We start from the raw sequence: 22,190 nt of genomic DNA, 5'->3' as shown, positions 1-22,190 counted from the left end.
CTCGTGGTGGACCCGCTGGTGCATCCCGACTACCCGGTGCCCGCGGGGGCGCGGCGCTCGTTCGTGGACGGGCCGCTGTACGACGTCGCGACGGAGGCGCTGATCGCGCCGTACGCACTCGACCCGCGATGGCACGAGCTGAACCACGCGGCTGGCCTGTCCGGCGAGGACGCCGGCCTGAACCGGTTCGAGCCGCGCTTCTTCTACCTGCTCGGCGGGCCGCTCAATCGGCCGCGGCCCGAGGTGGACGTCTGGTCGCCGACCCAGCTGCGGGTCACGACGCCGGACACCGGCCACCCGTCCCTGATCCGGATGCTGAACCTCAACTACTTCCCGAGCCGGGCGCGGTTCACCGACGAGGCGGGCAACCTGGTGGCGATGGCGGAGATCATCGCGCACGACGGGCGTGAGTTCCGCGACACCCTGAGCGGCGCCGACTTCGCCCCGCTGCTGCGAGACGTCGGCCGTCCGCTCGTGACGCCGGTCGTCGCGTTCGGAGCCGCGGAGCGGTACGACCTGCTGGTCCAAGCACCACACCCGGGCCGGTACCTGCTGAACGTCGACTTCCTGCACTGGTCGCGGCGCGGAGTGCTCGCCACCCGCACCGTCCCGCTCGTCGCCGGCTGACCCGGCTCCGCGATGATGGCCGGCGTGACCGGCCCGCTACGCACCTTCCTGCTGATGGCGGTCGCCGTCGTCGCGGTCTCGCTGTCCGGCCCGCTGATGGCGCTGGCGGTCGTTCCGCCGCTGGCGATCGCGTTCTGGCGCAACGCGTTCGCCACTGTCGCGATCGCGCCGGCCGTGGTGGTACGACGAGGCGACGAGCTGCGCGAGCTCACCGGCCGTCGCCTCGGCCTGGTGCTGGTTTCGGGCGTCATGCTCGCCATCCACTTCGCGACGTGGGTGACGTCCCTGACGCTCACGTCCGTGGCGTCCGCGACCGCGATGGTCTGCCTGCAGCTCGCGTGGATCGTGGCCTGGCAGCTGCTCCGGGGCGAGCGGTTCGACACGCGGGTGCTGGTCGGCCTGGCGCTCGCGTTCGGCGGGGTGCTCGTCGTCACGGGGGTCGACTTCACTCTCTCGACCGAGGCGCTGGTCGGCGACGCGCTCGCGCTCGTCGGTGGTGCTGCCGCCGCGGCGTACACCGTGATCGGCTCGCGCGCTCGCCAGACCACGAGCACGACGACGTACACCTTTGTCTGCTACGGCTCCTGCGCCGGGCTGCTCGCTGTCGCATGCCTGGTCGCCGGCCAGGACCTGGGCGGGTACCCGCTCGAGCAGTGGGGCCTGCTGCTGCTCATCACGGCCACGGCACAGCTGCTCGGGCACTCCGTGCTCAACCACCTGCTCGCGACGACGTCACCGATGTACGTATCGCTCGCGCTGCTGCTGGAGGTCCCCGGGGCGGCCCTGCTCGCGGCGCTGATCCTCGGCCAGCAGCCGCCGCTCGCCGCTCTGCTGGGGCTCGCGGTGATGGTCGCCGGGATGGCGCTGGTGATCGTCAGCAACCGCGGCCCGGTGCCGGAGGAGGCACCGGTCGGCTGACCCCCGATATCGGTAGCGCCACCGTGACCCATGGACCACGGTCGCGCTACCGACATCGGTGGGTCGGGGGTGACAAATGCCACCACGCATGGGCCTCCCCGCGGGTGACGAGGGCTGGTTACGCTCCCCGGCATGAGCACCGACACCACCCCCCTGCGCTCCCGCCGTTCCTGCCACGCGGTCCCCGGGTCGAACCCGCGGTTCCTGGAGAAGGCGCAGGGGCTCGACTCCGACCAGGTGTTCCTCGACATCGAGGACTCGGTCGCGCCGCTGGCCAAGCCGGACGCGCGCAAGAACATCGTCGAGGTGCTCAACACCGGCGACTGGGGGGCGAAGGTGCGGACCGTCCGGGTCAACGACTGGACGACGCAGTGGACCTACAAGGACGTCATCGAGGTCGTCGAGGGCGCCGGTGCGAACCTCGACTGCATCATGCTGCCGAAGGTGCAGACCGCCGAGCAGGTCGTCGCGCTCGACGTACTGCTCACCCAGATCGAGACCACGATGGGGTACGAGGTCGGTCGCATCGGCATCGAGGCGCAGATCGAGAACGCCCTCGGCCTGATCAACGTCGACGCGATCGCTACCGCCTCGCCGCGCGTCGAGACGATCATCTTCGGGCCGGCCGACTTCATGGCCTCGATCAACATGAAGAGCCTCGTGGTCGGTGAGCAGCCGCCGGGGTACGACGTCGGCGACGCCTACCACTACATCCTGATGCGGATCCTGATGGCCGCCCGTGCCCACGACAAGCAGGCCATCGACGGGCCCTACCTGCAGATCAAGGACCTCGACGGGTTCAGGCGGGTGGCCGGCCGTTCGGCGGCCCTCGGCTTCGACGGGAAGTGGACGCTGCACCCCGACCAGATCGCGGCCGCCAACGAGGTGTTCAGCCCGCTGCAGTCCGACTACGACCACGCCGAGAACATCCTCGACGCCTACGACTTCTACACGTCCGAGAAGGGCGGCGCGAAGGGGGCCGTCATGCTCGGCGACGAGATGATCGACGAGGCCTCCCGCAAGATGGCGCTGGTCGTCTCCGCCAAGGGGCGCGCCGCGGGCATGGAGCGCACCGACGTGTGGAGCCCGCCGGAGTCCTGAGGGTGCGGGGGTGGATTACCACGGTCCCGTGGTAATCGCCCGCTTCCCGGGGAGAACTCGCCCCGGGAACCAGGAGATCTCCTGGGGGAGTTGTCGCGGCGGCACCCGCCGGGGGACGGAGGGTCGACCGTTAGCATGAGCGCCGTGACGAGCCCCGTGACCGACGTGCGCGTCGACGACCAGGGGATCTTCGCCCGGACCGAGGACGAGCTGGTCCTCGACGTGCTCTTCGACGAGCGCCGCATCTGGTCATTCTGGCTGCCCCGGGACGCCGAGCGCATCGACGACGGCTACTTCGTCGGCTGGCCCGGGGCGCTGCGCCGCTTCCTCAACGGCACCACCCGGCTGCAGGTCGTCGCCCACGTGGACCAGAGCGTCGTGTACGACGAGGAGGTGCGGCTCGGCGAGGCGCCCACCACCGGTGCCGGGCGGATCGCGGTCGTCAACGAGCGCGGACTGCCCCTCGGCATCGACAAGAGCCTCCGGCTCGCGCAGACCTTCGACACCCGCAGCGCCGAGCACGTCGCCCCCCTCCTGGACTCGATCGACGAGGTGCTGGGCGCGCTCCGCAAGGCCGGGATCGAGCCGTTCATCGCCTACGGCACGCTGCTCGGGGCGGTGCGCGGCGGCAGGCTGATCGGGCACGACAGCGACGCGGACCTCGGCTACGTGAGCCGGCACAGCCACCCTGTCGACGTCGTCCGTGAGTCCTTCGACCTGCAGCGGGCGCTGGCCGACATGGGTTACCGGATCACCCGCTACAGCGGCGCCGCGTTCAAGGTCGACGTCATCGAGGCGGACGGCTCGGTTCGGGGCCTCGACGTCTTCGGCGGCTTCCTCTTCGACGGCCACCTGCACCTGATGGGTGAGATCCGCACACCTTTCGAGGAGACCTGGATCTTCCCGCTCGGCACAACCACCCTCGAGGGCCGCGAGCTGCCGGCGCCGGCCGACACCGACCGGTTCCTCACCGCGACCTACGGGCCGAGCTGGCGGGTCCCCGACCCGGCGTACGTCTTCGAGACGCCCTTGGCGACCCACCGCCGGCTCAACGGCTGGTTCCGTGGCACGCGGGTCAAGCGCGCCGACTGGGACCGCGCCTACTCCACGAGCAACCTCGAGGAGGAGCTCGACCAGGAGCCGTCCGCCTTCGCTCAGTGGGTACGGCGCGCGCACGGGGGCGCGCTCGAGCAGGTGGTCGACCTCGGCTGCGGCCGGGGCGTCGACGCCCTGTGGCACGCCCGCGAGGGCAGCGGCCGGGTCCTCGGGCTCGACTACGTCACGCGTGGCAGCGACGCGGCCGCGGAGATCGCGGCGGCCGAAGGGCTCCCGGTCGAGTACCGGGCTATCAACCTGTGTGAGCTCCGCTCGATGCTGGCCGAGAGCGCCCGCGTCGCGCACGAGCCGGGTCCCCGCGTGGTCACCGCGCGGCACCTCGCCGACGCCACCGACAAGGTGGGGCGCGGCAACCTCTGGCGCGCCGCCGACATGATGCTGCGTGACGGCGGTCGGCTGTACCTCGAGTTCCTCAACACCCGCGGGGAGGGCGACCCGTTCGCCCGTCAGCACAACCTGCGTCCGCTCTACGTCGACCTGGTCGAGGACGAGCTGCGGGCGAGGGGGGCGACGATCGTGTCGCGCAAGGTCATCCGCGACGACGAGACAAGTCGTCGGATCTGTCGAATGGTGGTCGAATGGCAACGATGAAGCCGATGAAGGCCAGGCTCCGCGATGGCGCCGGCAAGTTGGCGCGCCTGGGCAACGGTGCCGAGCTCGACGCGCTGCGCGACCGCGTCGCCGTGCTCGAGGACGAGGTGCAGGAGTGCCGGCAGCTCAACCTGCGGCTCGCCGAGCTCACCGACGTCGTGCAGGAGCTGCTGCTGCCCGTCGCCCAGCGCGACGAGGCCAGGGTGGCCGAGCTCATGGAGCGCTACAGCAAGGGGCTGTGAGTCCGCCCGTGGCGAGCAGAGTCTTCCTCCACGTCGGCCTGCCGAAGACCGGTACGACGTACCTCCAGACGATCCTCTGGAACAACCGCGACGAGCTCCGCAGACAGGGCATCCTGCTGCCGGGCTTCGGCCCGCGGCAGCACCTGTGGGCCAGCGGCGTGGTGCGCGAGGAGCCGAACCTGGAGAACCGGCACGCCGACGCGCCGCGGGCCTGGGCCGCGTTGACGAGCGAGGTCAACGCGTGGGCCGGCCCGGCCGTCATCAGCCACGAGTTCTTCGCCGGGGCCTCGCCCGAGCAAGCGTCCCGCGCGGTGGCGGCTCTCAACGACGCCGAGGTGCACGTCGTGGTGACCGCACGCGACATGTTGAGCCTGGTGACCGCGCGCTGGCAGGAGTACGTCAAGAACGGCGCCACCACGTCGATCGACGACTACCCGGAGAGCGAGGAGACCAGCCCGCACGACGCGTGGGACTGGGGCTCGATGGACGTCGCCGACGTGCTGCGTCGCTGGAGCGCGGCGGTGCCTCCCGAGCGGGTGCACGTGCTCACCCTGCCGAAGCCGAGCGAGCCTCGCGAGACGCTCTGGCTGCGGTTCGCCGACGTCCTCGGGATCGACGCGGCGCGGTGCGACGCGAGCGGGTCTGAGGCCAACGAGTCGCTCGGCGTCGTCGAGGTGGAGCTGCTGCGCCGGGTCAACGCCGACCTGCAGGGCTTCCGCCGCCCGGTCGACCGCGGGGTGTGGATCCGTGGCTACCTGGCGCAGGGCAAGCTGGTCCCGCGCAGGGGCGAGAAGTTCTGGCCGTCGCCGGCACGGGTCGAGGAGCTGCGGGCACGTGGCGACCGGGCCGTCGACGAGCTCGCCGCCCGCGGCTACGACGTGATCGGTGACCTCGAGGACCTGCGCACCCCGTCCGACGTACCGCAGCGGCGGCACCCCGACTCGGTCGCCGACGCCGAGCTCGTCGAGGCCGCCTCGGCCACGATCGCGGCGATGCTGACCGACGTACGGCGGCTGACCAACGAACGACGGCGGAACCGGACGCGGCGCGGACTTGTGAGAAAGGCCGCAGGGCGGGCTCGGGGTTTGTGGCACCGTTCACAGACCCGCTGAGGGCGCGCGGGCCATACTCGGGCATCCGGTGATCGAGCCCGTCGAGATCTCCGTCGATCGTCTACGAACCGAGAGGACCCGTGCCATGGGGCGCCTGTGTGAGACCGAGGGCCTGACCGACATCCAGGAGGAGATCCTCAAGACCGTCCGCGTGTTCGTCGAGGACAAGATCCTTCCGGTCGCCGGGGCGCTCGAGGCCAAGGACGAGTACCCCACCGAGATCGTGGAGGGGCTCAAGGAGCTCGGCCTGTTCGGGCTGATGATCCCCGAGGAGTACGGCGGGCTGGGGGAGTCGTTGCTCACCTACGCGCTGTGCGTGGAGGAGATCGCGCGCGGCTGGATGAGCGTGTCCGGGGTCATCAACACGCACTTCATCGTGGCCTACATGCTGCTCCAGCACGGCACGCCGGAGCAGAAGCAGAAGTACCTGCCGCGGATGGCGACCGGTGAGGTGCGCGGCGCGTTCTCGATGTCCGAGCCGAGCCTGGGCTCCGACGTGGCGGCGATCAAGACCAAGGCGGTTCGGGACGGTGACGAGTACGTCATCGACGGCCAGAAGATGTGGCTGACCAACGGAGGCTCGTCGAACCTCGTGGCAGTGCTGGTGAAGACCGACGAGGGCCACGACGACTCGGTCTCGGTCTACAAGAGGATGACGACGTTCCTGGTGGAGAAGGAGCCCGGCTTCGGCGAGACCGCACAGGGCGTCACGGTGCCGGGCAAGATCGAGAAGATGGGCTACAAGGGCGTCGACACCACGGAGATGGTGCTCGAGGGACACCGGATCTCCGCGGACCAGATCCTGGGCGGCGAGCCGGGCAAGGGCTTCTACCAGATGATGGACGGCGTCGAGGTCGGGCGGGTCAACGTCGCCGCCCGGGCGTGTGGAATCGCCAACCGGGCGTTCGAGCTCGGGGTCGCATACGCCCAGCAGCGAGAGACGTTCGGCAAGCCGATCGCCCAGCACCAGGCCATCCTGTTCCGGATCGCCGAGATGGCTACGAAGGTCGAGACGGCGCACGCGATGATGGTCCGGGCGGCTCGCATGAAGGACCGCGGTGAGCGCAACGACGTCGAGGCCGGGATGGCCAAGATGCTGGCCAGCGAGTACTGCAACGAGGTCGTCGAGGACTCCTTCCGGATCCACGGCGGCTACGGGTACTCCAAGGAGTACGAGATCGAGCGGCTCTACCGGGAGGCCGCGTTCATGCTGATCGGCGAGGGCACCACCGACATCCAGAAGATGATCATCGGGCGTCGGCTCCTCGAGGACTACAAGCTGCGCTGAACCCAACTCGGCCGCGGCCACCCGCTGTTGCAGACGGAGCGACCGCGGCCGGACCTGGTCTCGGTCAGGCGGTGATCCGGTCGGTGGGAGTCCACTGCACCGGCATGAGCTGGGCCGCCTCCATGGCCTCCATCGCGGTCGCCAGCCGGCGCGCAGCCGCGGGGTCGAACGTGACGGCCACCTCGGCGCCCCGCTCGAACGCGCGCCGCGCCAGGCTCGTGCAGCCGAGCCGGGCAGCGGCCTGTCCCACCGACTCGAACGCCTCGAGCTGCTCGTCCGGAGCCCAGGACCCGCCACCGGCGAGCCGGAAGGCGTGGGTGACCAGGGCGGTGCTGCGGGCGTCGTACCCGTTGTCGACGGCCAAGGCGGCGGCGTCGAGAAGTGCCCGGAGCGCCTCGGCCGGCTCGCCGGCGAGCGTCCACTGAAGCGCGCGCTCCTCGGCACCGAGCCGGGACGAACCGGCCAGGCTTCGGTGCAGCTGTCGCCGGTCCGCCGGACGCAGCCAGCTCTCGGCCGCGTCACGCACCAGCGGGTGACGGAACTCGTAGCCGTGCTCACCGATCTGCAGCACCTGGGCGTCGACGAGGCGATCAAGCTTCTCCTGGAGGTCGCACAGGTCCACGGTGCGACCGAGGTCGGACATCACCGCGGCCAGACGGGCCGTGCTCGCGGGCGACTGGACTGCGGCCAACGTCGCCGCCAGCTCCGCTGCGGCAGCGGGGAGGTGGTGCAGTGGCGCCCAGCTGCCGGTGCCGGTGCCGTACGGCGCGACCCCGTCGGCGCCGGTGACGATAAGACCGCGAGCGGAGCTCACGATCCGACCCTCGGCGAGCCATTGCTGGAGTGCGGCGACCGCCCCGGCGAAGTGCCCCTCGGCTGCTGCGTTCAGCTCGTCGACGAGATCGTCCGTGACGTCGCCGCCGAGCATGGTGTTAGCGAGCTTCTCCAGCTCGTCCGGACTCAGTGGACCCACCTCGTGCTCGGAGATAGCCACGCCGGTGCCGTCCAGCGCGTGCATGCGCGAAAGCACGTCGAAGGAGACCGGTGCGATCGCGACCGCGCGGCGGTGCCGCAGCGAGGCCAGGGTCTCGGTCACCTGCTCCAGGCGGTGCCAGCTGAGCTCGTCGACGCACGGCATCGTAACGAGGACGGGTCGCCCGTCATCATGTCCCGACAGAACTGGGAGCGTGGCATCGCTCGGCTCGAACCGAATGACCTGCCAGCCCTGGTCGGACAGCCGCTGTGACATGGCGGTGATGACCTCGCAGCGACCCGAGCCCGGGAGCCCACGGACGCCGACGAAGTGCGCACCGTCGCGTCGGACGGCGGCCGCGACCGTCCGCTCCATCGCCGTGACGGCGCACTCCGGAGGCATCACCGCGGTGAATGCTCGCGGTGTCGGAGCGCCCGTGAGGAGCTGGAGGTGAACGGCCTGGGTCAGCGGTGACGGGTCGACACCGAGCTCCTTGGCGAGCAACCGTCGGCAGCGGTCGAAGACACGCAGTGCCTTGTCCGTCTCACCGAGGCCGGCGTACGCGGACATCAAGAGCCGGTGCGGTCGCTCGGCCATTCCGTCCGCTCGCAGGGCACGGGTGGCCAGGTCCTCAGCGTCCCGGAACCAGCCCAGTGCGAGGGCGCTCTCCGCGGCCTCGGTCAGCAAGTCGCGACGCAACGACGCGAGATTCTCGCGCGCCTCGGAGACCCACGTCTCCTCGCCGGCGACGTGACAGTCCAGGTCGCCGACGTACAGCGCTTCGGCCTCTCGAGCGATCCGCACGACCTGCGCGTGGTGTCCACCGCGGGCGTGCGCCCGACCCTCACTTGCCAGCACAGTAAAGGCTTCTGCGTCGATCCACGCGTCGTTGAGCGCCAGGCCGTCGAAGCCGCGCTCGATGCAGTCGACGCCGAGCGTTCGGCGTATCTGCGACGCGGCGGTGCGAAGACTGGCCCGAGCCTTCGTCTCTTCGACCGATGGCCACAGGCTGTCGAGCAGCGTGTCGACACGGACCGGCCTTCCCCCCGCGAGTGCGAGCAGTCGCACCAGGTCGGCCGTCTTCCCCGTCCGCCACTCTGTGTTGTCGACGATGCTGCCGTCGGGACGCCGTACTCGCAGACGCCCCAGAATTCGAATCTCGATGCAGCTCCCCATGCTGCGCCCCGCCCCTTCATTCCCGTACTTCCCCCGGATCCCCGTTACGAGGAGGAAGTGCTGCAACCTTGCTGCCCGGTCGCTGACAAATGAAGAGGCTTTCGGCTTTTTGATACCGATGCGGGCCAAGGATCATTCGATCGCACCAGAACCCATGACGCATTTGGACGCGGTCAGGCCATTCAGTCCCCCCACATATGAGGGGGTGAGGCTTTTACATTCCCTTTACGATCCGGGCGCACGCTGCATCGCCTAGCCCACCAGTCGACACCAGGGGAGCGGTGAGGGCGATGCATTCAGGGAAGAACAGGCTTCACAAGGCCAGGTTGGGTCTGGCGCTGACAGCGGTAGCGGCGTTGGGGGCGAGCATGCTCTCGTACCCGGCTAGCGGCGTGGTCAATGCGCCGCACACCATGATCGTCAGCATGGACGACTCGATCGTCCTGCTGGACGGACTCCAAATTGGAGAGACCGTCACCGTTTCTGTGATACGCGGCACCGTGGAGGTTGGGACCGTCACCGGCCAAGCAGAGGACCTGCTGGGCAATGGCGTAGGACAGTTCGAGATCAACCACGCGGCGGCACCGACGGTTTGCTGGGAAGGCGTGACTCCCGAGATCGTGCCGGGCGACGTGGTGCGCGTGGAAGGCAATTTCCCGACGGACGATCTCGTGGTCTCTGACATCGATCTCCTGACGGAGGTAGTGCCTGCTGTTGGTGGTCAGTCATTCACCGTCAGGGGACACATCAATGCGAACCCCCTGCCGCCGATCAGCGAGCTTGACGTGGAGGTCCGGCTCCTGGGTGTCGCGGGGCTGCCAAGCAACGGCCGGTGGCGAACGACAGCCACCGAGGCCGGCAACACAATCGTCTACGACCCGGCGACTCCTGGTGACTTCGTTGCGACGTTCACCAACAGTGAGAACGACGGACCCGTGACCCCGCAGGTGATTGCGGCCGCGGCCAGTCCCATCGTGCTCGAGGCTCAGCACATCACGTCGCGGGACGCCGCCGGGGAGATCACCGGAGGCACAGCGGGCATGTTCGGAGGACCCTTCGGACCCGAAGACGCCGCGTGTCCAGCGCTGGCCAGTCGCGCAATCACCACGGTGAGCCCAGCCAGGATCAACGCGGCCAACGCGAACGCCGATGTCATCGTGTCCGGGGTCACGGCTGATGCTCCTGCGGGTTCGGGTGCACCCACCGTTTCTGTCACGCTTTCGGATGGCGTTGACACCGTGACGGCCGCTCCGGCGAATGTGGTGGTCAACGGCGACAACACGTGGTCAGCCAGGTTCCCTGGACCGCTCGCGAGCCTCGAGGGCAACCTCGCCGTCAAGGCCACTCATGGCCCCGTCACCGGTGGCGACGCGCAGAACACGCGCACACTGCTGAAGGACACGGTCCGCCCAGCCGCCCCGACGGTGTCGCCGAACGGTGGGGCGGTCAGTGGTCCGACGTCGGTGTTCCTTGCCGGCGGTGGTGGTGACAGGTTGCGCTACACGGTCGGCAACGGAGGCCAACCTGGACCAGCGTTCAACAGCGGGATCCTCTTTGCCGCTCCGTTCACGGTGGTTCCTGGTCAGACCGTCAAGGCGATTGCGGTCGACGCGGCCGACAACGAGAGCAGCACGACGACGGCGTCGTTCACCCAGACGGCAACACCACCGCCGGTGGTGAGGCCTCCGGGTGGTGGGTCGGCGGCGATCATCGCGCTGGCTCCCGGCATCGGCAGCGCGAAGTCCGGCAAGCCCGGTGGCAACGACACGGCCACTGCCAAGTGGCGGGCTCCGCTGGCCAACGGCGCCGTGCTCAATGGCTTCGAGGTGCGCGCGCTGAAGACGCGGCCGGGCAGGTCGGCGAAGATCCGTCCGGCCGTCGTGGTCGAGGATCGGAACGCGAAGAAGCTGCAGCTGTCGCTGCCGGCCGGCAAATACCGGTTCCAGGTGCGTGCCTTCGGCCCCGCGGGGAAGAGCCCGTGGTCTGAGCGGTCCAACCAGGTCAGGTCGCGGTAGGATCCAGCGGCTCGACCCTTCACGCCGCCGTCGATCCCAGGATCGGCGGCGGCGTCATGCCGTCTGGGCGGTGCATGGCTGCATGCGGCTTTTGCGCTGCCTTGACGATCCGGATGCACCCTCCTGCCAGGGGCAAGAGGTTCGATGGGAGCACCGGGGCGATGGGGACATGGGGTGGCGCGCGACGACGTGCCAAGTGGGGGGTTGCCGTCACGGCGGTGACGGCGATGTCGGCGAGCATGCTCGCCTTTCCCGTGGAGGCGGCGGTCGGGCCGACGCGAAGCATCACGGTCAGTCCGGCGGACTCGATCGTGATGGTCGAGGGGCTCAACCACGCCGACACGTACACGATCACGGTCGTCCGCGACGGTGTCGCGGTCGGCAGCGCCACCGGGAGTCCCACCACCTTCGGCGTCTTCGGGACGCTCGAGCTCAACCACGACGGCGAGGCGGCCGGCACCTTCTGCTGGAACGGCGTCACTCCGCGCATCCTGCCGGGCGACGAGGTTCACGTGGCTGGCCCCGGGGTCGCGGACTCGACGACCGTGCAGCAAGTCACTGTTGCGGGCAACCCGGAACCGTTGGGCGACAACGCGTTCACCGTGACCGGCACGCTGGGCGAGGGCCTGGACCCGGCCAACCTGGACGTCTTCGTCCGGCTGGACCTGACACCCCCGGCTCCCGGGGACGACGACGATGACGACGAGCCCGAGGTCGAGGACCCGGACGACGACTCGGGTGACTGGCGCGCCAGCAGCTCCGACCCCGGCAACACCCTGGAGCTGGGTGCGGACGGCACCACTTGGACCGCGACCTTCACGGCGGGCGACGGGGACGAGGACGCTGCCCCTGTCACCCCCGAGGTGCTGGCCGCCGCGGCGAACCCGCGCGTGCTCGAGGCGACGTACAGCGTGGGCACCCCGCCGGTGGGTGAGGACCACGGCGGCAACGAGAACACGACCGCGACCTTCGGAGCCGAACCGCTGCCGGAGGGCTGCCCGGCCCGCGACGGGTCGGCCATCGGCCACGTCTCGCCGTCCGTGATCAACATCGCCAACCAGGACTCGGGCCTCACGGTGTCCGGCGTCTCCGAAGCGACGTCGGTGATGGTCGACGTGGCCGACGCTGACGAGGACAGCGACGACTCGTTGACGACGTCGGTCGACGTCAACACCAACGGGACGTGGACCACCACGTTCCCCGGTCCGCTCACAGGTCTCGAAGGAGACCTCGACGTGACCGCCGAGCACAGCGGTGGGCAGGGCACCGCCCCGGCCAACACCCGGCACGCGCTCCGCGACACCGTCGCGCCGGCCGAGCCGCAGTCCTTCCCCGGCAGCACCAGCTTCTTCGGCTCGATCCAGGTGCTCCTGGCCGGCCCCGATCAGATCCGCTACACCGAGGGCAACGGAAGCCAGCCCGCCCCGACGGCGACGACCGGCAGGCGCTACACCGGGACGATCCTGCTCGCGCAGACCACCACGATCAAAGCGGTCTCGGTGGACGCAGCCGAGAACGTCAGCCCGGTGCTGACCCGCACCTTCACGCGCAACGTGCCGACGGTGCCGTCGGGCCCGATCGTGACCCCCCAGGTCCCGCCGCCGCCGGACACCGGAGCGGCGACGATCCTTCCGCTCGCTCCTGGGATCGCGAAGGCGAAGTCGGGCAAGCGTGGTGGCAACCACACGGCCACCATCCGCTGGCGGGTCCCGCTGGCCAACGGCGCCGTGGTCGACGGGTACCAGGTCCGGGCGCTGAAGGTCCGGCCCGGTCGCTCGGCGAAGGTCCGCGCAGTCGAGTCGGTCGCCTCGGACGTGACCAAGCTGAAGATGACGCTCCGGTCCGGCAAGTACCGGTTCCAGGTGCGAGCCGTCAGCGCCGCCGGCACGAGCCCGTGGTCCGAGCGGTCGGCGAAGGTCACCTCGCGCTAGTGGAGGGAGGCCGACCGGGCTGAAGGCATCGGCTGGCATCCTTCCGGCATGGAGCAGCACGAGGCGTTCAGCCGCCAGGCGCAGGCCTGTGCGGAGCTGGGCTCACCGATGTACGCCGAGCTGCTCGAGCGGGCCGCGGCCGACCTCCGGGCGGGAGGCGAGGTCGGCCGGGTGCTGGCCGGCCACGAGGACGACCCCGGCCCGTCGGCGCTCGCCCTGCGGCTGCTGGGCAGCGTGCACCGGCTCGTCCTCACCTCCGACGCTGTGTTGTCAGAGGGTCAGCCGGCTCTGACCGGCCGACGCTCTGACAACTCGGCGGCGGGGGAGCTGGCGGCGTACTACCCCAGCGTCGGCGGGACCTGGTCCGTCGAAGGCGGGTGGGAGGCGTTCCTGCGGCTGCTGTCGGAGCAGCCGGAGGCCGTGCGGGAGTGGCTGGACCGCCCGCCGCAGACCAACGAGGTCGGCCGCGCGAGCGCGCTGATGGGCGGACTGCTGCACGTCGGTCAGGTCTTCCGCCACCCCGTGCGGCTCTTCGAGATCGGCTCGTCGGGCGGTCTCAACCTGCTGGCCGACCGGTTCGGGTACGTCGACGAGTGGGGGACCACTTACGGCGACCCCGCGTCGCCAGTGCGGCTCGACGTGGCCTGGCAGGGCCGGCCGGTGCCGCCGTGGCCCGAGCTGGACATCGTCGAGCGGGTCGGCAGCGACGTGATGCCCGTGGACGTGCGTACGACGCAGGGACGGCTCGTCCTCACGGCGTACGTCTGGCCCGACCAGACCCACCGGCTGGAACGCCTGCGCGGTGCCCTCGACCTGGCCCAGCACACCCCCGTCGCGGTACGTCGGGAGGGCGCCGCACGCTTCGTCGACGGCATCGACCTGCGCCCCGGCCTCACCACCGTGCTGTGGCACAGCGTCATGTGGCAGTACCTCGATGCCGCCGAGCAGGAGGCCGTCACGGCCCGCATCGGCGCCTTGGGTGCGCAGGCGACCGACGAGGCGCCCTTCGCCCACCTGTTCCTAGAACCCATGCGCCGGACCTCCGACGGACCGCACGAGTTCCTGGTCGTGCTCGAGCTGTGGCCCACGGGCGGGCGACGGGTGCTGGGCAGCTCCACCGGCCACGGCCTCCCGACGGTCTGGGACTAGGAAACCCCCTCGACCCTGCCTCGGGCGTCGTGCAAGGGTGGACGGGTCCGCTGACGCAACGCACCCGGAGGGGGCACCCCCATGGCTGACTCGAACGGCAACGAGGACCTCAAGGCGAAGATGCGCGAAGCCCTCGAGCGCAAGCAGGCGCACCAGCATCCCGACGACTCGGCCGACTCGAAGTCCAAGGCGCACGGTCCGGAGGTCACCGGCGGCGCGGCCCCGAAGATGCACCGCCGCAAGGCCGGCGGGGGCGGCGCCTGATCATTCCTCGCGCTGCACGGACGACCGGAACACTCGGTACGCGACCGCGCCGAAGACCAGTGAGGCGACCGAGAGCAGGGTGACCGAGGCGATGGACGCGTGGGGGTCGTCGCGCACGAGCATCACGACCGCCATCGCCGCGACTGACGGGGGCACGAGCGCGTACCAGCCGAGCACCGCGAGGACCGCCCGATCCGCCCATGGCCTCCCGGCGACCGCGCCGACGCCCGCGACCACGGTGAGGGGCACGACGACACCGAGATCGAGCAGGAAGATCGACCAGAAGAACGTCCGGGACGCCGCGAACTCCGCACCGATCGCGCTGCCGCTCCAGGCGCCGACCAGTCCGCCGGTGTACCGCAGCAGCACGAACGCGGCGAAGCCAAGGAGCAGTGCACCGCGGACTCGACGCTGCCGACCGGTCGCCGCGGGAGGAGCGACGTCCGCCGACAGCCGCCAGGCCCAGAGCGCCAGCGCCCCGGACAGCGTGACCAGCGCCAGGTGGAAGAGCACCGTGAGCGAGTAGTGGTCGTACTCTGGCCCGAGCACGTACTGCACGAACATGTACGTCGTGTAGGCGGCCGGGCCGATCGCCAGCAGTGGCCCACCCGGCCGTCCGCGGATGGTGAGCACCGCCGCGGCCACCAGGACCGGAACGACCAGTAGCACGGTCACGATCTCCAGGCCCCAGAGCTGGTGGTCGATCGTGTCGGGAAAGTCGTAGCGGATCAGGCCGACCCCCAAGGGGCCCAGGGCGGTGTTCAGCGCCAGCAGCCCGGCGAGGGACAGCAGGAGGAGGCCGAACCCTGTCGACGAGGTGCTCGTCGGGCGCGTCGTCGTACGGCCCGCAGTCGTGGTCACGGTCCCTCCTGCTGTCGTTTCCACCCTGCCGCGAGCGGGACGAGGGGAGGAGGGGCGTTCGTCCCAACCGGACGGGACGTCCGTGAGGTTTCCCACGCGGGCATGACCTCCCGCTCCGGGCTCTGGTTGGGCAGGATGAGCGGGTCTCGACGGGCTGGACCACGGTGGCACGGGCCCGATCGACCGATGACGAGGAGACCAGATGCAGTTCGGCCGCAGCTACGAGGAGTTCGAGGTCGGTGCGACGTACAAGCACTGGCCCGGCAAGACGGTCACCGAGTACGACGACCACCTGTTCTGCCTGCTCACCATGAACCACCACCCGCTGCACCTGGACGCCAGCTACGCGGAGAAGACCACCCAGTTCGGCCAGAACGTCGTGGTCGGGAACTACGTGTACTCGCTGCTGCTCGGCATGAGCGTGCCCGACGTCAGCGGCAAGGCCATCGCCAACCTCGAGATCGAGTCGTTGCGGCACGTGGCGCCGACCTTCCACGGCGACACGATCTACGGCGAGACGACCGTCCTCGACAAGTGGGAGTCGAAGTCCAAGGACGACCGCGGCGTGGTGCACGTCGAGACGATCGGCTACAACCAGGACGGCAAGGTCGTCTGCATCTTCCGGCGCAAGGTGATGGTGCCGAAGGACAGCTACCTGCACGACCGTGGCGGTGAGCAGCCCGCCCGGCCGGTCCCGCAGCCCGACAAGAACTGGTCGCGCAGCCCGGAACGCCAGGACTGAAACCCTGCGATCGCAGGGCATTTCACGCACGTGTGACGCTGCCGGTCCATGCTCGGTGCCATGGGGTGGGAAAACTCTCGGCGCGTTCTCGCGCGGCTTCTGGCACCGGTAGCGGCGCTTGTCGCCGTCCTGGTGATGATGCCGACGCCTGCGTCCGCGCACACGGACCTGCTGTCCAGCAACCCGTCGGACGGGTCCGTGATGGACTTCGTCCCCGACCACGTGGTGCTCGAGTTCGTCGAGCCGGTCGGGGTCGACCCGGACTCGGTGCAGGTCATCGGACCGGACGGCGAGGACCGCGCGATCGGCGTCCTCGGGTCCGACACCGGACGCCTGGTCTCGGTGGCGATGGACCCCAACGAGAAGCAGGGCAGCTGGCAGGTGCGCTACCGCGTGCTCGGCCTCGACGGTCACGTCGTCTCGGGGCGCGTGGACTTCAGCGTCGGTGAGGCCTCGCCGGCGCTCGGTGGCCTCGAGCTGTCGCCACTGGCCGCCGGCGCCCTGATCGTCCTGGTCGCGGCGGGCGGCTACCTGCTGATGGCCCCGCGGCTGGCCCGGGACCTGGAGGGCGTGCGATGAGCGTCCTCAGTCCCAGCACCCCTGCCCTGCGCACGCTTGCACCGGCCCGGACACCCGCGATCGTCCTGGCCGTCGTCGCGGCCGTCACCACGGTGAGCGCGTCGCTCACCGACCCGTCCCACGGAGCCGACAGCCCGTTGCTGCTGGTGCTGCTCGCCGTGCGTACGACGACCACGATGGCCGCGCTCGGCACGATCGGGGCGATCGTCCTGCTGCTCTGCCTGCCCGCCGGTCCCGCCTCGCCCGCGGCTCCCGCCGTGGTGCGCTCGGCGGCTGCCTGGGCCGGCTGGTGGACGCTCCTGCTCACCGGGACCTTCGCCGCGGAGGCGCTCGACCCGGCCACCGCGGTGGCGCACGGCGGTGTCGGCCCGGACGCGGGGGACCTCGACACCCGGCTGCGCTGGCTGGTGGCGGGCGTGGTGCTCGCGGCGGCGACGCGCATCCTGGCGCGGTCGGTGCGCGGAGTCGTCGACGCGTGGATCCTGTTCGCGGTGGCCGCCGCCGGCCTGGTTCCCGCGACGGTGACCGGCCACGCCGCGGGCGGCGGCTCGTTCTGGCTCGTCGTGGGCGTGCTGCTGCTGCACGTCCTGTCGGTCTCTGTGTGGGTGGGGGCCCTGCTCGGACTGGTGACGCACGCACGGGGTCTGTGGACCACCGGCGTTGGGACGGCGACCGTGGCGCGGTTCAGCCGGGTCGCGCTCGTCTGCTACGTCGGCGTCGCCGCCTCGGGTGTGGCAACGGTGTTCACCCAGAGCACCTGGGACGAGCTCTTCGAGAGCCCGGCGCACTTGGCCCTGCTTGCGGCGAAGGTGGGGATCCTCGCCGTTCTGGGGTGCGCCGGCTACCTGCAACGGCGCGCGGTTCTGCCGCACCTGGCCAAGCGTGGCCCGCTGCTGCTGGTGCTGGTGGCGGCCGGTGAGCTGGTGCTGATGGCGACGGCGATGGGGCTCGCGGTGACGCTGACGCACACGGCTTAGTTGTACAGCTCAACAAATCTTTACTGTTTGCGCTTCTTTCACGCGGTCGTGTGACCGTTGAAACACCTTGGGGACTCGAGGGGGGTCTTTCTCATGGATATTTCGCGTCGAAACGTGCTTCAGCTCGGGGGGCTGGGCGCGCTCGCCGTGGGCGGCATGACACTGCCGCTGAGCAACGCCGTGGTGGCCAAGTCCGCCAGTGCGCTCGACGAGTCACTGCTGCCGACGCCGTACCGGCGGCAGTTCGCCATCCCACCCGTGCTCAACCCGAGCGAGACGGGCGAGGACGAGTTCGGGAAGTACGCGACCTACATCATCAACCAGCAGCCGGCGACCGCGCAGGTGCTGCCGTCTGGCCAGATGATGCACGGGTTCGGCTACAACGGGTCCATCCCGGGGCCGACGCTCCACGTCGAGCACGGCGTCCGGGCGGTGGCCAAGGTGCGCAACCGGCTGCCCGCGGTGCACCCGATGTTCGGGCACACGTTCGGCACGTCGACGCACCTGCACGGGAACCCGTCGCTGCCGGAGTACGACGGCTACGCCAGCGACGTCACGCTGCCCGGCAACAGCAAGGTCTACCAGTGGCCGAGCGAGCACACGGGGTCGCGGACCCTCTGGTACCACGACCACGGCGTGCACCACACGGCCGAGAACGTCTACACCGGGCTGTTCGGTCAGTACCACGTGCACGACCCCGTCGAGCGGGCGCTGCTCCCGACGCAGTCGCCCTTCGATGTACCGCTGATCGTCGGGGACTGCATGTTCAACGCCGACGGCAGCCTCGGGTACGACGACCGCGAGCACTCGGGCCTGTGGGGCGACGTGATCCTGGTCAACGGAGTGCCGTGGCCGGTGATGCGGGTCCAGCGCCGGGTCTACCGGTTCCGGATGCTGAACGCGTCCATCTCGAGGTCCTACCGGCCCACGCTGTTCCCCGGCGGTTCCGTGCACATGGTGGCCACGGACGCCGGCATGATGCCGCGCTCGCGCGAGGTGACCACGTGGCGGCACGGCACGGCCGAGCGCTACGAGTTCCTGATCGACTTCCGGAACTATGCGGCCGGACAGCGCGTCGAGCTGCGCAACCTCAGCAACGAGAACAACCGCGACTTCGACAACACCGACAAGATCATGGCCTTCGACGTCACCGACGACCCGGTAGACGTCGGCGACTTCACCTGGAACTTCATCCCGGACACGCTGCACACGCACGAGGTCATGACGCTGACGCGCGACATGGCCGCCCGGACCCGGACGCTCGAGTTCAAGAAGACCGGGCTCGACAACCTGTGGAGCGTCAACGGGCGCACCTGGGACGACGTCATCGCCAGCGGGTTCCGCGAGGTGGTGGCCAACCCCGACCTCGGCGAGATCGAGATCTGGCGGCTGGAGAACACCGGTGGCGGGTGGTTCCACCCGGTGCACACGCACCTGGTCGACCAGCAGATCCTGTCCCGCGACGGGGGACCGCCCTTCGACTACGAGATGGGTCCCAAGGACGTCATCTACACCGGTGAGAACGAGATCGTCGAGATCATCATGAAGTTCGGTCCGCACCGCGGCCGTTACATGATCCACTGCCACAACCTGCCGCACGAGGACCACGACATGATGGTCCAGTTCAGCGTCGGGCTCGGTGCTGACGAGGTGGACCCGCACGACCCGATCGGGTCCGACCCGGCCAGCCGGGACGATGACGACGACCACGGTCGTTCCCCCGACCCGTGGCCGCCCAAGGTGCCGCGACGTCCGCGCCCGGGCAATTCCGGACCGGGGTCCGGTAGCTCGGGCCCAGGCTCCGGCGGGTCCGGTGGCTCCGGTGGCGGGTCCGATGACGACGACGAGCCGCCGAGGCGGCGTCGCCGTCGGCCCAAGAAGGGCAAGAAGGGCAAGGGCAAGGGCAAGGACCCCAAGGGCAAGAAGGGCAAGAAGGGGAAGAAGGGAAAGAAGGGCGGCAAGGGCAAGGGCAAGCCGAGGCCGCCACGTGGACGTCGTCGTAGCGCCTGAGCGCACGGGGTCCGGACTCCCGCACCGCCTGGGGTGGTCGGTCGCGATCGCGGCCGGCACACTCCTCGCGGTCGCCGGCTTCACGGGCATCCTGTCGATCGCCTCGATCGAGTCGGACTCGATGTCGCCGACGTACTGCCCCGGTGGCCGGGTTCTCGTCTGGTCCCCGGGCGCCTCGGAGCGTGCCGACCGCGGTGACGTGGTCACCGCCCGGGATCCGCGCGGCGACGGCACCCTTCTCAAGCGAGTGGCCGCCGTCGGCGGCGAACGCGTGGCGGTCCGCGACGGCGTGCTGCGCGTCGACGGTGAGCCGGTGCGCGAGCCCTACGTCGACCAGCGCACGGTCGACGGGACGTTCTTCGGCCCGGTCGTCGTACCGGAGGGAGCCGTGTTCCTGCTGGGCGACGGCCGCGAGCAGTCGGTCGACTCGCGCGACTTCGGCCCGGTAGATCGTGCCGACCTGACCGGCACCGTCATCTTCGGGGTGGGCGGGACCTGCCCGCCGATCAGGTGACCGGCGGGCGTTGCCGCGCTATCGCCGGGTGACGGGCGTCGACGTCGGCGAGGGGGCCGAGGTTGTCGGCGTGGACGACGGCGTCGGAGTCGGAGTCGGGGTCGGCGTCGGGGTGACGGTCGGCGGCGGGGGCGTCGGGGTCGGCCTCGGCGTGGGTGTAGGCGGCGCGGGCGGCGTCGGCGGGATCGGCGTCGGCGGGACGATCGGCACGGGGGCGTTCTTGATCGTCACGTCGGTGCGGATCACGAAGTGGTCGGTGATCTTCCGGACCAGCCGGCTGTCGTCGCGCACCCAGTTGCTGAACTTGCCACGACCACGGGTGCCGAAGATCCAGTCCACCGGCATCGGCTTCGGGGGCGGGGTGCAGATGCCGGCCTTGTTGCGGCCGCCGTTCGCCGCCTTCATCGGCGCCTCACCGGTCATCCTGCAGAAGTACGGCGCGCGCTCGTTCATGTCGCCGGTGACGAACACCGGCAGGCCGGTCGTGTAGGCCAGGTTGCGCACCGCGGTGATCTCACGCGTGGTGGCATCGGCCCGCAGGTGCGCGTTGTTGCCGCGCTTGCGGTTGGTCGCGGCGTTGTGGAAGTTCGCGAAGTAGACCAGGGCGCCGGTCGGCTTGTGACGGAGCTTCACGATCGGCATGTCCCATAGGACACCCTCGAAGTAAGGGATCTGGATCATCTGTCCTTCGATCAGCTCCCACGTGGCGTGGGACCAGGCGATGGAGTTCTGCACCATCCGGCGCGACCAGCCGCCGGGGTACACGCCGTACCGCGTGCCGGCGACCCGCATGAACTCCGCCCACTGGTCCATCTGGAGCTCCTGGAAGCCCACGACGTCGACCCCGTGCTTGTCGAGCAGCCGCGCCGCCATCCGGATCCGCTTGGGACCGGGAGCGAAGCGGGCCTTCTTGCCGCGGCCCATCGTGTGCTTGCTGCCGAGCACGTTGAACGTGCTCAGGTTGAACTCCACCGGCACCGTCGAGCTGACGTAGCCAGCGGGCGGGGTCGTCGCCCCGGTCGCGGCCGGGCCGCCCAGGGTGAGGGCGGTCGCCAGTGCGGTGATCACGATGGCGCTGGTCAGGGCGAGGGAGCGCGTCACCCGGGAGGCGTTGGCCGTTACCTGGGTGAACTGAAGGTACCTGTGGGACACAAGTGTCAAGTGTGCCACGCCGTAGCGGTTTGTAAAGGTGAACTTCAAAATCGGCCCCTCGTGCCAGGATCTGAGGCATGACGGCACCCGCCGGCAGCCACTCAGGTGGCGATGCCCCAGAAGTATGGCTCGTCCGGCACGGGGAGACCGAATGGAGCCGCGACCACCGGCACACCTCGGTGACCGACCTGCCCCTCACCGAGGTCGGGGTCCGGGTGGCCGCGGAGCTCGCCGCGCGGCTCGCCGGCGACCGCTTCGACCTCGTGCTGACCAGTCCGAGACTGCGGGCGCGGCGCACGGCCGAGCTGGCCGGCTACCCGGAGGCACACCTGGAGGGTGACCTCGTGGAGTGGAACTACGGCGACTACGAAGGCGTCACCACCCAGGAGATTCGCGAGACGGTGCCGGACTGGACCGTGTGGACGCACCCGACCCCGGGCGGCGAGACCGCCGAGCAGGTGTCCGCGCGGTTGGACCGGGTGGTCGGCAAGACCCGCGCCCACGGGGGACGGGTGCTGCTGTTCGGTCACGGCCACGCGCTGCGGGCGCTGGCGGCCCGGTGGATCGGCCAACCGGTGGGCGAGGGCCGCTTCTTCCGCCTGGACACCGCGACGGTCAGCGTCCTGGGCTACGAGCGGGAGACCCCGGTCATCCTGCGCTGGAACGCGTAGACCCATCTGAAGTCGAGACCTACAGCAGGCCCCACTCCTCGAGGGCTGCCACCAGTCCCGGTGCGGTGTCGAGGGCGCGCAGCTCGTCGACGGTGAACCAGCCGAGATCGTCGGCGTCGTCGCCGGCGCGGACGTCCGCCGCGTCGGCGTACGACGCGGGAAGGCACGCGAAGTCACGGAT

Annotated in this window: 20 protein-coding genes; 17 read left to right on the top strand and 3 right to left on the bottom strand. The window is 70.1% G+C overall.

Annotated elements, in window-relative coordinates:
- The 7 genes from VFH10_RS10915 to VFH10_RS10885 form a co-directional block, all read left to right on the top strand.
- Positions 1–627, top strand: a 627-nt coding sequence (locus tag VFH10_RS10915) for a hypothetical protein (protein WP_325128390.1), incomplete at its 5' end; no start/stop codon positions are given.
- 24 nt (positions 628–651) lie between these two features.
- Positions 652–1,545: a DMT family transporter gene (locus VFH10_RS10910; RefSeq protein ID WP_325128388.1), complete on the top strand. Its 894-nt coding sequence runs from the start codon at positions 652–654 to the stop codon at positions 1,543–1,545.
- Positions 1,546–1,677: 132 nt separating this feature from the next.
- On the top strand, positions 1,678–2,646 hold the full coding sequence (locus VFH10_RS10905) for a CoA ester lyase (protein ID WP_325128386.1): 969 nt from the start codon (positions 1,678–1,680) through the stop codon (positions 2,644–2,646).
- Between the two features lie 144 nt (positions 2,647–2,790).
- Positions 2,791–4,353, top strand: a complete 1,563-nt coding sequence (locus VFH10_RS10900) for a hypothetical protein (RefSeq protein WP_325128384.1) — start codon at positions 2,791–2,793, stop codon at positions 4,351–4,353.
- Positions 4,341–4,595: a DUF6752 domain-containing protein gene (locus tag VFH10_RS10895; RefSeq protein WP_325128382.1), complete on the top strand. Its 255-nt coding sequence runs from the start codon at positions 4,341–4,343 to the stop codon at positions 4,593–4,595. The genes VFH10_RS10900 and VFH10_RS10895 overlap by 13 nt, the downstream gene beginning before the upstream one ends.
- A gap of 8 nt (positions 4,596–4,603) precedes the next feature.
- Entirely contained in the window at positions 4,604–5,707 is a 1,104-nt protein-coding gene (locus VFH10_RS10890; RefSeq protein WP_325128380.1) for a hypothetical protein, read from the top strand.
- An 85-nt stretch (positions 5,708–5,792) separates the two neighbouring features.
- The gene (locus VFH10_RS10885; RefSeq protein WP_325128379.1) at positions 5,793–6,995 is read left to right on the top strand and encodes an acyl-CoA dehydrogenase family protein; all 1,203 of its coding nucleotides are present in this window, start codon (positions 5,793–5,795) and stop codon (positions 6,993–6,995) included.
- A gap of 64 nt (positions 6,996–7,059) precedes the next feature.
- Here the strand turns inward: VFH10_RS10885 and VFH10_RS10880 are convergent, their stop codons facing one another.
- Positions 7,060–9,036, bottom strand: a complete 1,977-nt coding sequence (locus tag VFH10_RS10880) for a BTAD domain-containing putative transcriptional regulator (protein ID WP_325128377.1) — start codon at positions 9,034–9,036, stop codon at positions 7,060–7,062.
- A 533-nt stretch (positions 9,037–9,569) separates the two neighbouring features.
- On the opposite strand from VFH10_RS10880, the gene VFH10_RS10875 reads away from it, so the two are divergent.
- The 4 genes from VFH10_RS10875 (at position 9,570) to VFH10_RS10860 (ending at position 14,503) form a co-directional block, all read left to right on the top strand.
- Positions 9,570–11,159: a hypothetical protein gene (locus VFH10_RS10875; protein ID WP_325128375.1), complete on the top strand. Its 1,590-nt coding sequence runs from the start codon at positions 9,570–9,572 to the stop codon at positions 11,157–11,159.
- Between the two features lie 227 nt (positions 11,160–11,386).
- On the top strand, positions 11,387–13,090 hold the full coding sequence (locus VFH10_RS10870; RefSeq protein WP_325128392.1) for an FN3 associated domain-containing protein: 1,704 nt from the start codon (positions 11,387–11,389) through the stop codon (positions 13,088–13,090).
- Between the two features lie 48 nt (positions 13,091–13,138).
- Positions 13,139–14,239, top strand: a complete 1,101-nt coding sequence (locus VFH10_RS10865) for a DUF2332 domain-containing protein (protein ID WP_325128373.1) — start codon at positions 13,139–13,141, stop codon at positions 14,237–14,239.
- A gap of 81 nt (positions 14,240–14,320) precedes the next feature.
- Positions 14,321–14,503, top strand: coding sequence for a DUF5302 domain-containing protein (locus tag VFH10_RS10860; RefSeq protein ID WP_325128371.1), 183 nt, complete (start codon positions 14,321–14,323; stop codon positions 14,501–14,503).
- Here the strand turns inward: VFH10_RS10860 and VFH10_RS10855 are convergent, their stop codons facing one another.
- Entirely contained in the window at positions 14,504–15,364 is an 861-nt protein-coding gene (locus tag VFH10_RS10855) for a hypothetical protein (protein WP_325128369.1), read from the bottom strand.
- Positions 15,365–15,566: 202 nt separating this feature from the next.
- Here VFH10_RS10855 and VFH10_RS10850 point away from each other — a divergent pair, with 202 nt between their 5' ends.
- The 5 genes from VFH10_RS10850 to lepB all read left to right on the top strand — a co-directional run bounded on the left by VFH10_RS10850 (position 15,567) and on the right by lepB (position 20,186).
- Positions 15,567–16,106, top strand: a complete 540-nt coding sequence (locus tag VFH10_RS10850) for a MaoC family dehydratase (RefSeq protein ID WP_325128367.1) — start codon at positions 15,567–15,569, stop codon at positions 16,104–16,106.
- Between the two features lie 138 nt (positions 16,107–16,244).
- Positions 16,245–16,685, top strand: a complete 441-nt coding sequence (locus VFH10_RS10845; RefSeq protein WP_325128366.1) for a copper resistance CopC family protein — start codon at positions 16,245–16,247, stop codon at positions 16,683–16,685.
- Complete coding sequence (locus tag VFH10_RS10840; RefSeq protein WP_325128364.1) at positions 16,682–17,662, top strand: copper resistance D family protein; 981 nt, start codon at positions 16,682–16,684, stop codon at positions 17,660–17,662. The genes VFH10_RS10845 and VFH10_RS10840 overlap by 4 nt, the downstream gene beginning before the upstream one ends.
- 114 nt (positions 17,663–17,776) lie before the next feature.
- On the top strand, positions 17,777–19,672 hold the full coding sequence (locus VFH10_RS10835) for a multicopper oxidase family protein (RefSeq protein ID WP_325128362.1): 1,896 nt from the start codon (positions 17,777–17,779) through the stop codon (positions 19,670–19,672).
- A complete protein-coding gene (gene lepB, locus VFH10_RS10830) occupies positions 19,650–20,186 on the top strand; it encodes a signal peptidase I (RefSeq protein ID WP_325128360.1) in 537 nt (178 codons plus the stop codon). The genes VFH10_RS10835 and lepB overlap by 23 nt, the downstream gene beginning before the upstream one ends.
- A gap of 18 nt (positions 20,187–20,204) precedes the next feature.
- On the opposite strand, the gene VFH10_RS10825 is transcribed toward lepB, so the two are convergent.
- Positions 20,205–21,287, bottom strand: coding sequence for an endonuclease/exonuclease/phosphatase family protein (locus VFH10_RS10825; protein WP_325128359.1), 1,083 nt, complete (start codon positions 21,285–21,287; stop codon positions 20,205–20,207).
- A 128-nt stretch (positions 21,288–21,415) separates the two neighbouring features.
- On the opposite strand from VFH10_RS10825, the gene VFH10_RS10820 reads away from it, so the two are divergent.
- Positions 21,416–22,009 (top strand): histidine phosphatase family protein, encoded by a 594-nt coding sequence (locus VFH10_RS10820; protein WP_325128358.1) that lies wholly within the window; start codon positions 21,416–21,418, stop codon positions 22,007–22,009.
- Positions 22,010–22,190 lie beyond the last annotated feature (181 nt).

The sequence above is a fragment of the Nocardioides sp. genome (genome assembly GCF_035697785.1).
In the GTDB taxonomy this organism is placed as follows: Bacteria; Actinomycetota; Actinomycetes; order Propionibacteriales; family Nocardioidaceae; genus Nocardioides_B.
The sequence above is the reverse complement of the archived record's forward strand: the minus strand, read 5'-3'. Positions and strand labels throughout refer to the sequence as shown.

What these genes read in the sequence shown, in the direction of transcription:
- VFH10_RS10905 (WP_325128386.1), top strand. Translation starts at nt 1,678, where the DNA reads ATGAGCACCGACACCACCCCCCTGCGCTCCCGCCGTTCCTGCCACGCG.
- VFH10_RS10895 (WP_325128382.1), top strand. Translation starts at nt 4,341, where the DNA reads ATGGCAACGATGAAGCCGATGAAGGCCAGGCTCCGCGATGGCGCCGGC.
- VFH10_RS10885 (WP_325128379.1), top strand. Translation starts at nt 5,793, where the DNA reads ATGGGGCGCCTGTGTGAGACCGAGGGCCTGACCGACATCCAGGAGGAG.
- VFH10_RS10875 (WP_325128375.1), top strand. Translation starts at nt 9,570, where the DNA reads ATGGACGACTCGATCGTCCTGCTGGACGGACTCCAAATTGGAGAGACC.
- VFH10_RS10870 (WP_325128392.1), top strand. Translation starts at nt 11,387, where the DNA reads ATGTCGGCGAGCATGCTCGCCTTTCCCGTGGAGGCGGCGGTCGGGCCG.
- VFH10_RS10865 (WP_325128373.1), top strand. Translation starts at nt 13,139, where the DNA reads ATGGAGCAGCACGAGGCGTTCAGCCGCCAGGCGCAGGCCTGTGCGGAG.
- VFH10_RS10860 (WP_325128371.1), top strand. Translation starts at nt 14,321, where the DNA reads ATGGCTGACTCGAACGGCAACGAGGACCTCAAGGCGAAGATGCGCGAA.
- VFH10_RS10850 (WP_325128367.1), top strand. Translation starts at nt 15,567, where the DNA reads ATGCAGTTCGGCCGCAGCTACGAGGAGTTCGAGGTCGGTGCGACGTAC.
- VFH10_RS10845 (WP_325128366.1), top strand. Translation starts at nt 16,245, where the DNA reads ATGCCGACGCCTGCGTCCGCGCACACGGACCTGCTGTCCAGCAACCCG.
- VFH10_RS10840 (WP_325128364.1), top strand. Translation starts at nt 16,682, where the DNA reads ATGAGCGTCCTCAGTCCCAGCACCCCTGCCCTGCGCACGCTTGCACCG.
- VFH10_RS10820 (WP_325128358.1), top strand. Translation starts at nt 21,416, where the DNA reads ATGACGGCACCCGCCGGCAGCCACTCAGGTGGCGATGCCCCAGAAGTA.